Source organism: Collinsella sp. D33t1_170424_A12 (assembly GCF_015554865.1).
Taxonomy (GTDB): Bacteria; Actinomycetota; Coriobacteriia; order Coriobacteriales; family Coriobacteriaceae; genus Collinsella.
Window position 1 is genome coordinate 1 of record NZ_JADNJJ010000075.1, and the last position, 10,257, is coordinate 10,257.

Sequence of the window (10,257 nt, forward strand, 5' to 3'; positions counted from 1 at the left end):
GCCCTCTCAGAAAAGGGACAGGCACCTTTCCGAGCGCGGGGGCCGCCGCTGGGCGGCGCCCGCGCCGCCGGGGGCCGGTTTTCGGACCGGTCCCCGTTTTTTCTCGCCGGTCCAGCCGCGCAGCCGCTGCCGCTACATCGCCGTCCGCCGTCCGCCGCCCCCGTATGCCGCGCTTGGGCAAGATGGCTACAATGGCGAGGTGAAGGAAGGCGTGCCGGCAGGCAGGATACGGTGAAGGGGAGCCAACCATGGAAACGAAGACATTCACCTCGGCGAGCGCTGCGAAGTTCATCAAGCGCTTGGAGAACGAGAAGAGCCGCCTCGCCTCCCTCGAGTTGAAGAACTCGACCTACGTGCTGGCCCAGGGCGAGGAGAGCGAGCCCCCGGCGTACGATTACCGGGCGACCGTGGAGCGTGTCGACGAGCTGGACGATACCATCCGCCGCATTCGCCATGCGCTGCACGTGTTCAACGCGCACACGGTTATCCCCGACGAGGACATCACCGTGGACGAAGCCCTCATCCAGCTGGCCCAGATGAACGGCAAGCTGCGCCGCCTCGAGCACTTGCGCGAGGTCGAGCCGAAGAAGCGCCTCGAGAGCGGCGTGTTCGGTGTCAAGGGCATGATCGAGTACGAGTACGCGAACTTCGACACCAAGGAGGCGTTCGCCGACTACGAGGAGCTCTACCGTCGCATCTCCGACCTGCAGCTGCGCCTCGACCTGGTGAACCAGACCGAGACGTTTACGGTCGAGCTGGAAGAGGACGCGCTCTAGCGGCCGCTCGTTCCGAACCGAAGGCGGTATTCTTTTACGATTTTGTTCAGATGGGGTTTGCCCGTTCGAGTTGCTTGTTGTTGGTAGTTGCTTGTCCTGTACGGTTTCGTGTTGGAGCTACCAAGGGCCTTGAAGTTGACCATCAAACAAACCGCCTCGGTTGAAAACTTCCCGGGCCTGGCCCGTCCAGCCCGGGCGCTGCGGCAGTTCGGTTTCATGCAGCATCTTCATCCGATAGAGACAAGATAGGGAACCCCCATGAAAGCTCTGGTACACGATGGTAGCGGACATATCGCCCTGGAGGATCGCGCCGATCCGCAGGTGCAGGACCCCGGCGACGCCGTCGTGCGCGTGACGTGCTCGACCATCTGCACGAGCGACCTGCATATCATCCACGGCGCCGTTCCGCGCGCCACGCCCGACACGGTGCTCGGCCACGAGTTCGTGGGCGTCGTCGAGCGGGTGGGCGAGGGCGTGCGCAGCCTCCGCCCCGGCGACCGCGTTGCCGTGAGCTGCGAGACCTTCTGCGGCGAGTGCTTCTATTGCGAGCGCGGCTGGGTGAACAACTGCGTCGAGGGCGGCTGGGAGCTGGGCTGCTGCGCGGACGGCTGCCAGGCCGAGCTGGTGCGCGTGCCGCATGCGGACCAGACGTGCGCCGCCATCCCCGCGGACGTGACCGACGAGGCCGCGCTCTTCCTGGGCGACATCGTGGCCACGGGTCACTGGGGTGCGGACATCGCTCAGATCGAGCCCGGCTCCACGGTTGCCGTGATCGGCGCCGGCCCGGTGGGCCTTGCCACCATGATGTGCGCCCGCCTGCATGAGCCCGCTCGCATCGTCGCGATCGACATCGATCCGGCGCGCCTGGCCCTCGCCCGCGAGCGCGGCCTGGCCGACGTCGTGGTCGATGCGAGCGATATGGACCTCGCCGCCGTCGAGGCCGCCGTGCGCGAGCTTTCCTGCGGGCGCGGTGCCGATAGCGTGATCGAGGCCGCCGGCGGATCGAATACCTTCGAAATGGCCTGGCGCATCGCCCGGCCGCACGGCGTGGTGGTGCTCTCCGCCATGTACGAGGGGGCGCAGACGCTGCCGTTGCACCAGATGTACGGCAAGAATCTCGTCTTCAAAACCGGCGGCGTGGACGCCTGCAACATGGGCGAGACCATGCGCCTGGTGCAGGAGGGCCGCATCGACACGGGCTGCCTCATCTCGGGCCGCTACCCGCTCAACGACATCGTTGAGGCCTACCGCGCGTTCGAGGCGCACGAGGACGGCTGCCTCAAACTGGTCATCACGCCCTGGGAAGAACGCTAGCGCCGGGGTCCGCCCGCGGAGGCTCGCCTCAGATTGGAGTGCTCAGATTAGTGCCTGTCCCTTTTCCGAGAGGGGTGGCCGGGGGGGATGGCGCCGCCGACGCCCGCCGCACGGGGGAGGGTGCCGGCGCCGGCGCGCCTTGCTCTGGCGCGGTTTTGGAATTGGATGCAGATTCGGTCGGCGCCGGCTCTTGCGGCGTGCGCGATACGGGAATCGCCGCTAGTATGGAGCCCTATGTCCCACGGGCTCACGGCCCGCATCGCGCACGAGGAGTTCGCCCGCATGATCTATTCGCTGGCTCCCATGGAAGGCCTGACCGGGTCGACGTTTCGCGCCGTGCACGCGGAGTGCTTCGGCGCGCTCGACCGCTACTACACGCCGTTCTTGGCGCCGCCGCATGTGGGCTCGGGATTTGGCAAGAAGGCGCTCAAGGAGCTCGACCCCGGCCGCGGCGCGGGGCTCGACGTGGTGCCGCAGCTGCTTACGAAAAACGCCGATGAGTTCGTGTGGGCCGCGCAGGTCCTGGCGGATATGGGTTTTGCCGAGGTCAACCTCAACCTGGGTTGCCCCTCGGGCACGGTGGTGGCCAAGGGACGCGGCTCGGGGTTCTTGCGCGACCTCGACGGGCTCGAGGCGTTCCTGCAAGACGTGTGCGAACGCTCGCCGCTACCGGTCTCGGTGAAGACGCGCCTGGGGATCGCGGACGACGCGGAATACGAGCGCGTGCTCGAGCTGTATCGCCGCTTCCCGCTCGCAGAGCTCATCGTGCATCCGCGCGTGCAGAAGGATCGCTACCAGGGTGCGCCGCGCTGGGAGCCCTATGGCGAGACGCTGGCGACGGCGCCCTTCCCGGTGGCGTACAACGGCGACGTCTTCTCCGTGGGCGATCGCGATGCGCTGCTGGCCGCCTATCCCGCTACGCGCCATGTGATGCTGGGGCGCGGCCTGTTGGCGAACCCGGCGCTCGCACGCATGATGGCGGGCGGCCCTTCGGTTGCTCCTGCCGAGTTGCGCGCGTTCCACGATAAGCTGTTTGCGGCGTATGTGGACGAGATCGGCGGCAACGCGGTGTTTCGCCTGAAGGAATGGTGGTTCTACGCCAAGTTCGCCTTCGCGAACCCCCAGGCGGTGCACCGCCTCGTGCGCAAGGTGCGCAAGCTCGACGAATACGAGGCGGCGGTCGCGCGCGTGTTCGCGAACGAGCCGTTTGCCGAGGTCGCGCGCTTCAGCGCGTAGCGGCGCTTGCGCCGGATGCGGATACCGCGGGGGACGCGGGGCGCGGAGCGGCCGGATGCGGGTCCGGTGCGCATGCATGCCGGGTTCCGCGCGTACCGCTCCGCGCGTCGCGGGCTACAATGGTGCAACCGAATCGCCCGCCACCGAAGAACGGATAGCCGCCATGCCCCAAGCCGTCATAGGCCTCGTCGCCCACGTCGACGCTGGTAAGACCACGTTGGCCGAGGCCCTGCTCTATCGAGCGGGGGCCATTCGCCGGCAGGGGCGCGTGGATAAGGGCGACGCCCATCTGGATACCGATGCCATGGAGCGCGAGCGCGGCATCACCATCTTCTCCAAGCAGACGCATTTCGATTGGGCGGGCCTGCATGTCATGATGCTCGACACGCCCGGGCACGTCGATTTCTCCGCCGAGGCCGAGCGCACGCTGCAGGCGCTCGACTACGCGGTGCTCGTGGTGGGCGCGAACGACGGCGTGGAGGGGCATACCGAGACGTTGTGGAACCTGCTCGAGCGCTACGCCGTGCCCACCTTCGTGTTCGTGAACAAGCTCGACCTCGTGGGCGGCGACCTCGCTCCGGCGTTGGCCGACCTGCGCGAGCGCTTGTCGCCGGCGGTGCTCGACGGCCGGATCCTGGCGCGGCTCGCGGGAGCGCCCGACGCCGAAGGTGCGGGCGCGGACCCGGGTGCTGCGGCGGCGGATGCAGAGGCGGCCTCCGTTCTTGAAGACGCGGCCGCGGCGGACGAGCGCGCGTTGGACGAGTATCTCGAAACGGGTGCGCTCGCGCCCGCTACGCTGCGCCGGCTGGTGCGCGAGCGCGCGGTGTTTCCGTGCTTCGCGGGTTCGGCGCTGCGCGTCGACGGTATCGACGCCCTGCTCGACGGTTTGGTGGCGCTTACATCGGACGTCGCATGGCCGGAGGAGTTTTCGGCTCGCGTGTATCGCGTGAGCCGCGGCGCGCATGGCGAGCGTCTCGCCTGGCTCAAGGTGACGGGCGGTGTCCTGCGCGCCAAGGAGGTACAGTCCGGGTTCGACCGCGGCGTGGCGTGGACCGAGAAGATCGACCAGGTGCGCATCTACGATGCGGACGCCTTCCAGGTCGAGCGCGAGGTTCCGGCGGGTCGCGTGTGCGCGGTCACGGGCCTTACGCATGTGTGGCCCGGCAGCGTGCTGGGCGAGGGCGAGCGTGCCGGGGCGCCGGCGCTCGTCCCGGTGCTCTCGTACAGCGTGACGGCCGAGGGCTCCGACGCCGCCACGCTCGTGCAGGCACTGCGCGAGCTCGCCGACGAGGACCCGCTGCTGGGCGTGGCCTGGCATGAGCAGCTGCAGGAGGTGCACGTGCAGCTGATGGGCGAGGTCCAGCGCGAGGTGGTCGCGCGCCAGCTGGCGGACCGCTTCGGGCTGCGCGTCTCCTTCGGCCCCGGCGGCATCCTGTATCGCGAGACGGTGACGGCGCCGGTGCGCGGTGCGGGCCATTTCGAACCGCTGCGCCATTACGCCGAGGCGCATCTGCTGATCGAACCCGGGGAGCGCGGAAGCGGCATCGTGGCGGGTTCGCGCGCTTCCGAAGACGACCTCGACCGCAACTGGCAGCGGCTCATCCTCACCCACGTGCTGGAGCGCGAGCATCCGGGCGTTCTGATGGGCGCGCCCCTCACCGATGTTCGGATAACGCTGCTGGGAGGCCGTGCGCACCTCAAGCACACCGAGGGCGGCGATTTCCGCCAGGCGACGTATCGCGCGATCCGCCAGGCGCTCATGACCGCGCGCGAGGCGGGCGCCTGCGCGCTGCTGGAGCCGTGGTACCGCTTTCGCCTGGCGCTGCCGGCCGATAAGGTGGGGCGGGCGCTCGCCGACCTCCAGCGCATGAGCGCGTCTTTCGAGCCCCCGGTGCTTTCGGGCGATCGCGCGCAGATCGCGGGCACGGCGCCGGCTTCGGAGATGGGCGCTTATGCGTTGGAGGTGAGCGCGTATTGCGCCGGGCGCGGCAGCTTGCATCTGGAATACGCGGGGTATCGCCGCTGCCATGACGAGGACCGGGTGGTCGACGCCGCGGGTTACGACCCGGTGGCCGATCTGGCCAACACGCCGGACTCGGTGTTCTGCAGCCATGGCGCGGGCTATAACGTGGCGTGGAGCGAGGTGCCGGGGCAGGCCCATGTGGCGATTGAAGAGGATCGCCTACGTCCGTGGCGCGAGGCCGATGCGAGCTTCTTCGCGGGATAGGCGTTGATGGGTGCGCGATGGTGCGGCGGTGCTTTTCGCGCCGGCCGACGCCCGCATGCATCGACGGGCCTCACGGAGCTCGATCGGTGAAACGGTGCTGAATCGAAGGGTGATAGCAAGATGGATATGAGGGCGATCGCGCATATACGGACCGATCTTCCGCAGAAGTTCGGCATTCCGCGCAATAGCTTCTTGGCGCCGCACCTGCAGGGGCGCATCGTGTTCGAGCCGGAATTCGCGTTGCCGGCGGCGGTGGCGGGGCTCGAGGAGTTCACGCACCTGTGGTTGCTGTGGCAGTTCGAAAACGGTGCGCCCGGCGGCACGGCGGCGGACGTCGCGTCGGATGCGCGCTCGGCGGCGACCGGGCACGGTGCGGGCGGTGCCGTTTCGCCTGCCGGCGCGTCGGCGGGGTGCGGCTCGCCCGTCGGCGCTGATGCGGCGCGCGCCTGGTCGCCTACGGTGCGCCCGCCGCGGCTGGGCGGTGCCGAACGGCGCGGCGTTTTTGCCACGCGCAGTCCCTTTCGACCCAACCCAATAGGGTTGACCTGCGTGAAGATCGATCATATAGAGATGGGGGAGGCGGGCCCCGTCATCCACGTGCTCGGCGCCGACCTGCGCGACGGCACGCCCGTCTTCGACATCAAGCCCTACATTCCCTTTGCCGACTGCCATCCCGATGCCACGGGCGGCTGGATCGACGCCGCGCCCTGGCGCGAGCTCGCGGTGGATTTCGCGACCGAGCTGCAGCGGCGCGTGCCAGCGGAGAAGCTGCCCGGACTGGTCGAGGTGCTGCGTCAGGACCCGCGCCGCGCCGGCAGCAAGCATGAGCCGTCGCGCGTGTACCATCTGGCGTACGCGGGTCTCGACGTGTCCTTCACGGTCGACGGCGACGCGCTCCAGGTGCGGGACATCGAGCCCACCTCAGATTAGGGTCTCAGATTAGGGACAGGCACTTTTCTGAGAGGACGCCGGGGGGGCGAGGCGGAGCGCGCATATTGTGGCGGCCACAGACGCGCCCTCCCGACCGGTGCCGGTCGCACGGCGGCGAGATGTCTCAAAAAGGTGCCTGTCCCTAATCTGAGCGCTGCTCGAGCGCGTCTCTCAGAAAGGTGCCTGTCCCTAATCCGAGATGTCCGGCCAGAGAATCAGTCGAACTGCCGAAGGGCTTGGGAGAGCAGCTCGAGGCCGCGGTGCAGCGTCTCCTTGGGCGCGCAGTAGCCCAGCCGCGCGCCGCGGGGTAGCTCGAAGCGACTGCCCGGCACCAGCAGCACGCCGAATCGCTCAAGGAGGTCGAGGCAGAACGCCTCGTCGTCCACGGGGATGTCCAAGCGCAGGTACGAGGTGGAGACGCCGCGCGGCGCCGCCCAGCTCGCACGCGCTTCGCCGGCGAGCCAGGCTTCCACGATGGCGCGGTTCTCGGCAATGATGCGCCGGTTGCGCGCGAGGATGCGGTCGCGGTGGTCGAGCACGTGCACGGCCATGGCGTCGTTGAACATGCCCCCGCAGATGAGCGTGTAGTCGCGCAGGACGCGGATCTTATCGGCGACTTCGGCGTTCGAAGCGGTCCATCCCATGCGGATACCGGGGACCGAGTACGTTTTCGACAACGAGTTGGTGACCACGGCGCGGTCGTAGAGGTCGGCCATCGAGGTGTAATCGCACGTGTCGTCCAGCGGCAGGTACACCTCGTCGGAGAGGACGTAGGCGCCTACGCTGTCGGCGATTTCAGCGATCTGCTCGAGCGTCTCGCGCGGCAGCACCGTGCCCGTGGGATTGCTGGCGTTGTTGATGCAGATGAGCGCGGTGTGCGGCGTTACGAGCGCGCGAAGCTCGTCGATATCGGGGTTCCAGTCGAGCTCCTCGTGGATCTGCCAGTAGTCGACCTGTGCGCCCAATGCGCGCGGCAGCTCGTAAAGCGGCTGGTAGGTAGGGTATTCGGCCACTACATGGTCGCCGGGTTGGACGAGGGCCATGATCGCCAGGAGGTTCGCGCCCGTGGCGCCGTTGGTTTGCAGCACGTTGTCGGGATGAACGGTCCGGTAAAGGCCCGCAACGCGCTCCTTGAAGGCGGGCGAGCCCTCGATCCAGCCGTAGTTCATCTTCTCGCGTCCGAATTGCTCGTAGAAGGCGGCTGGGTCGCCATCGTCGAGCGAGAGGATCTCATCCTGCGTGAGCGACGCGATGGTCGACTGCGCGATGTCCACGGTGGCGCTCTTCTCGTGCACGTTGAGCCAGTTTTCGACGCCGATGGTCTTTATGTTCATGGTGCCTCCTTTGACACTGGGCGGGTGACGGGGTGCGGGTGCACGACGCGGGCCGGCTGCGCGCGGCTGCGGCTGCGGACCGGGTTCGCGCGGCTGCGGGTGCGGGTGTACGACGCGGACCGGGTGAAGAGCATCTAGTCGAGACCATGATGCCCGTTGCCAGCGCCAGGCGCTACGAGCACCTGGCAAGCGGTAGGCATGCGTGCGTTTTCCTAGCGGCAGCGATCGAGTGGAAATCCCCATCGGGAGGAATCTGGCGACGGCCCGTGTCTCGTGAAGAATCCTGACGGCGGCGATTCGGCCGGATGCCTTGGCGGGGGAAATCTCGCGCCGGGCACCCGGGTGCGCGGATTCCTGACGCCCGGGGCGCCCGCGCGCGCTTTTCTGACGCGTGCGGGGCCGCACGGGGCCTCCTGCCGTCAGAAAAGCGCGGCGCCTCTCCGTTGGCGGGAGCTTTGTGCCACGAGCCGCCTATCCCCGCGGATTCCTGACGGCAGCGATTCGGCCGGATGCCTGGCGGGAGAAATCCGGCATGGGTGGCCATCTTGAGAGTTTTCCTGACGATAGGGTTCGAGCCGAAAGCCCTAGCGGGAGAGGACCGGCGCTTAGTCGCATCGCGTGCAGATTCTTGACGCCAGCGATCAGGCTGAAATCCTTAACGGGAGGAATCCGGTGCGCACGGGAATCTTGCGCGTTTTCCTGACAGCAGCGATCGAGTGGAAATCCCTATCGGGAGGAAACCGGCGACGGCCCGTGTCTCGTGAAGATTCCTGACGGCGGCGATTCGGCCGGATGCCTTGGCGGGAGAAATCTCGCGTCGGGCGCCCGGGCGCGCGGATTCCTGGCGGCAAGGGTGCGTGCGCGTCGCCCTTCGGTAAAGGAAAAGGTGGAAGACGAACCTGCGTCTTCCACCTTTTGGGCAGCGTATGTGCTGTGCGTCTCCCGAAGCGAGCGGGCCGTTAGCGCTTCTTGCGCTTCAGGGCTGCGGCGGCGCCCAGAAGCGCGGTTGCGCCCAGCGAGAGGGGCGCGGCGACCGAGGCGATGTCGCCGGTCTGCGGGATCTGGCCGCCGGTGCCGGGCTTGCTGCTGCCAGGCTTCTTGTCGGGCTGCGGCTGCGGGTCGGGCTGCGGCTGGGGCTGGGGCTGGGGCTGCGGCTGCGGCTGGGGCTGGGGCTCCGGCTCCGGCTCCGGCTCAGGAGCGGGCGCGGAAACCTTCTCGAACAGCGCTTCGACCGGGACATCTGCCGCCGCGGCGTCCTCGGCGGTCACCTCGACCTGCAGGGGCTTCTCGGCATCGGCGACCGCGACGGCCTGGCCGCCCTTGGTGACCGATGCGATGCGGTAGCCCTCGTCGGGGGTCACGGTGAAGGAGGCCTTGCCGTCCTTCAGGGCCACGAAGCCCTCGGGCGCGATGGTACCGCCCACGCCGGCGCTGCCCACGGCGCCGAAGCTGGTAAGGCCGTCGGATTTCAGCGAGACATCAAGCTTGTCCAGGCGCGGCGACTTCTCGGCGGGGCCGGTGAAGACGAGCGTGGACGCACCGGGCTTCTTCACGGTGAAGGTGAACTCGACGGTCTTGTACTCCTCGCCGTTGGTGTGGCCGGCGGCGCTTTCACCTGCCGCCACGATCGGATCGTCCGCATCGGCGTCGGCCCATACGACCTTGTTCGAGGTCGAGCCGCTCATGTAGCGCAGGACGGCACGGTAGGTGCCCGCGCGCTCGGCGGTAAACGGGATGGAGGCGGTGTCCTTCTCGCCGACCGAGTTCACGAGCTTGCCCATGCTGGCGTCTGCGCGCTCCTGGACCTCCATGGGCCATTCGCCGTCGCCGGCGGGGTCGTTCTTCAGCTGGCCGAGCTCGAATTCGATGGTGGACGTCGCGCCCACGATGCTGGGGAACGCGAAGGGCTCGGACTCGGTGTAGGCCGTGCGGGCCTTGAGACCCGCCTGGGCGGACTCGAGCGCCTTCATGGCTTCGAAGACGCTGTCGGCGCCGGGGGCTTGCTGCGCGGCGACGCCGCGGGCGGACACGAGTGCCTTGTTGAAGGCGCTCACGGTCTCGGCGGTGTACTGGCCGGCGTTGGGCGCGAGCGCTTCGGCGGCCTTGACGGCCTCCTTCAGCTTCTCGAGCGTGTAGTTGGTCTCGCGGTCCTTGATGGTCACGGTCACGTCGTCGTTGGAGCCGATAACCAGGCCGGCCGGGGAGACGGCGGACATCGTCACGTAGAACTGGCCGTTTCCGATGGTGCTGGAGTCGGTGACGCGCTTGGTGCGGACATCGACCGTCTTGTGGGTCTCGCCGTCCTCGAACACGACGCGCTGGGACTCGGTGTAGAAATCGCCCTGTACCGCGGAGCCCGGCTCGAAGTTCACGACGACCTCGGCGCGGCCGGTGGCGCCGCCGGTGCGGGTGATGCCGAGCTTATAGGTGGAGTCCTCGT

General features: G+C 68.1%; 7 protein-coding genes. 5 read left to right on the forward strand and 2 right to left on the reverse strand.

Annotation, left to right across the window (positions count from 1 at the left end; genetic code table 11):
- Window positions 1-248: 248 nt before the first annotated feature.
- The 5 genes from I2E26_RS03660 (at window position 249) to I2E26_RS03680 (ending at window position 6,483) form a co-directional block, all read left to right on the forward strand.
- Window positions 249-776 carry a hypothetical protein gene (locus I2E26_RS03660; protein WP_195419646.1) on the forward strand — a complete coding sequence of 176 codons (528 nt, stop codon included), beginning with the start codon at window positions 249-251 and terminating at the stop codon, window positions 774-776.
- Between the two features lie 258 nt (window positions 777-1,034).
- Window positions 1,035-2,090 carry an alcohol dehydrogenase gene (locus I2E26_RS03665; RefSeq protein WP_195419647.1) on the forward strand — a complete coding sequence of 352 codons (1,056 nt, stop codon included), beginning with the start codon at window positions 1,035-1,037 and terminating at the stop codon, window positions 2,088-2,090.
- 234 nt (window positions 2,091-2,324) lie between these two features.
- A complete protein-coding gene (locus I2E26_RS03670) occupies window positions 2,325-3,326 on the forward strand; it encodes a tRNA-dihydrouridine synthase (RefSeq protein ID WP_229056388.1) in 1,002 nt (333 codons plus the stop codon).
- Between the two features lie 163 nt (window positions 3,327-3,489).
- Complete coding sequence (locus tag I2E26_RS03675) at window positions 3,490-5,553, forward strand: translation factor GTPase family protein (RefSeq protein WP_195419648.1); 2,064 nt, start codon at window positions 3,490-3,492, stop codon at window positions 5,551-5,553.
- A 120-nt stretch (window positions 5,554-5,673) separates the two neighbouring features.
- Window positions 5,674-6,483: a tRNA (N6-threonylcarbamoyladenosine(37)-N6)-methyltransferase TrmO gene (locus I2E26_RS03680; protein WP_195419649.1), complete on the forward strand. Its 810-nt coding sequence runs from the start codon at window positions 5,674-5,676 to the stop codon at window positions 6,481-6,483.
- 215 nt (window positions 6,484-6,698) lie between these two features.
- On the opposite strand, the gene I2E26_RS03685 is transcribed toward I2E26_RS03680, so the two are convergent.
- Window positions 6,699-7,817, reverse strand: a complete 1,119-nt coding sequence (locus tag I2E26_RS03685) for an aminotransferase (RefSeq protein WP_195419650.1) — start codon at window positions 7,815-7,817, stop codon at window positions 6,699-6,701.
- A gap of 959 nt (window positions 7,818-8,776) precedes the next feature.
- Window positions 8,777-10,257 (reverse strand): hypothetical protein (locus I2E26_RS03690; protein ID WP_229056389.1); only part of this gene is annotated, 1,481 nt, incomplete at its 5' end.

Coding starts and splice junctions, on each gene's coding strand:
- I2E26_RS03660 (WP_195419646.1), top strand. CDS start 249: ATGGAAACGAAGACATTCACCTCGGCGAGCGCTGCGAAGTTCATCAAG.
- I2E26_RS03665 (WP_195419647.1), top strand. CDS start 1,035: ATGAAAGCTCTGGTACACGATGGTAGCGGACATATCGCCCTGGAGGAT.
- I2E26_RS03670 (WP_229056388.1), top strand. CDS start 2,325: ATGTCCCACGGGCTCACGGCCCGCATCGCGCACGAGGAGTTCGCCCGC.
- I2E26_RS03675 (WP_195419648.1), top strand. CDS start 3,490: ATGCCCCAAGCCGTCATAGGCCTCGTCGCCCACGTCGACGCTGGTAAG.
- I2E26_RS03680 (WP_195419649.1), top strand. CDS start 5,674: ATGGATATGAGGGCGATCGCGCATATACGGACCGATCTTCCGCAGAAG.
- I2E26_RS03685 (WP_195419650.1), bottom strand. CDS start 7,817: ATGAACATAAAGACCATCGGCGTCGAAAACTGGCTCAACGTGCACGAG.